At 52.5% G+C, this 1,256-nt stretch carries 2 protein-coding genes; both read left to right on the top strand.

Annotation, left to right across the window (positions count from 1 at the left end):
• The first annotated feature begins 71 nt into the window (after nucleotides 1-71).
• Nucleotides 72-368, top strand: a complete 297-nt coding sequence (locus DBR18_RS01865) for a transposase (RefSeq protein WP_007969000.1) — start codon at nucleotides 72-74, stop codon at nucleotides 366-368.
• A 20-nt stretch (nucleotides 369-388) separates the two neighbouring features.
• A complete protein-coding gene (locus DBR18_RS01860; protein WP_256588498.1) occupies nucleotides 389-1,198 on the top strand; it encodes an IS3 family transposase in 810 nt (269 codons plus the stop codon).
• Nucleotides 1,199-1,256: the final 58 nt, after the last annotated feature.

The raw sequence follows: 1,256 nt of genomic DNA, 5'->3' as shown, positions 1-1,256 counted from the left end.
TGTAGGAGCTGCCGTGTTGTGGTCGAATTTTTTTAGACCATGATGTAGGAGCGTCGATTTAAGGAAGCATCATGGGATATCGGGTTGTCACGTCAGAGGAAAAAGCAGAAGCCATTCGCTTGGTCGTGGAGATGAATTACTCCATCCCTAAAGCCTGTGAAGCTACTGGTGTGGGCCCTACAGCCCTGCGTCGCTGGGTTTCGCGCTGGCGTCGAGAGCAGGAAGGCATGTCGCAGCCACCGCGATTGCAGGACCAGGAACTGATCGAATCGCTCCAGGCAAAGCTGGCACTGCTTGAAGCCGAGAACCAAGTACTAAAAAAGCAATTGCCCTCTCATCTAAAGGTTCTGTTCGGTCGAACCAAGTGATTGATGGCGTTCGAGGTGCAATGTCGATTCGGCGCATGTGCTCAGTGCTTGGCGTTGCCCGAAGCAGCTATTACACCAAGCGTAAACCCAAGCGCCTTAAGCCTGAACTGCGCTTGCTGAGGCGTAAACTTCGTGCGATGCATAAAGAACATCGTGAGGCGTTAGGTACTCGTGGGTTTTCCAGAGAGCTAAGAAAAGAGGGGATCTTTATTGGGCGCTGTCGAATGCGCACGCTGATCAACACCTTTGGCCTACACCGACGCAGACCGTGTTATGCCCACTATCGGCGCGCTACGAAACCAGCGATTGTTGCACCGAACATACTTGATCGGCGGTTTAATCCGACCCAGCCAGACACACTTTGGGCCGGTGACATTACCTACATCCGAGTCGGAAATAGCTGGCTTTATCTGGCGGTGGTGATGGATCTGTTTTCACGCAGAATTGTGGGGTGGGCCTGTTCCCGAACTGCCGATGCTGAACTGTCTGCAAGGGCGCTAAGGTTAGCAGTGTCACTACGCCGTCCGATGCCTGCGTTGCTATTTCACTCAGACCAAGGCTGCCAGTACACCGCTGATCGATTTGTTGGCTGCTTGGCAGAAAACCGGATCGTTCAGAGCATGAGTCGTCGAGGGAACTGCTGGGATAACGCAGTGGTTGAGCGCTATTTCAGGACGTTGAAACACGATTGGATGCCGGAAAACGGCTACCAAAACCATTTCGAAGCGGAGAAGGATGTGATGGATTTTGTTCATCACTACAACCATCGTCGTTGCCACTCTGCCTCGAACCAATTGCCGCCTGCGCTATTTGAGCAGCAGGCGGCCTAATACTCCTACGGAGTGGTTTAAAAAAACTGAACCACTACACCGCAGGCTGCGATCTTTT

Source organism: Pseudomonas sp. HMWF021, from assembly GCF_003061005.1.
In the GTDB taxonomy this organism is placed as follows: Bacteria; Pseudomonadota; Gammaproteobacteria; order Pseudomonadales; family Pseudomonadaceae; genus Aquipseudomonas.
Note: the sequence above shows the minus strand (reverse complement) of the source record. Positions and strands in the feature narration are given on the sequence as shown.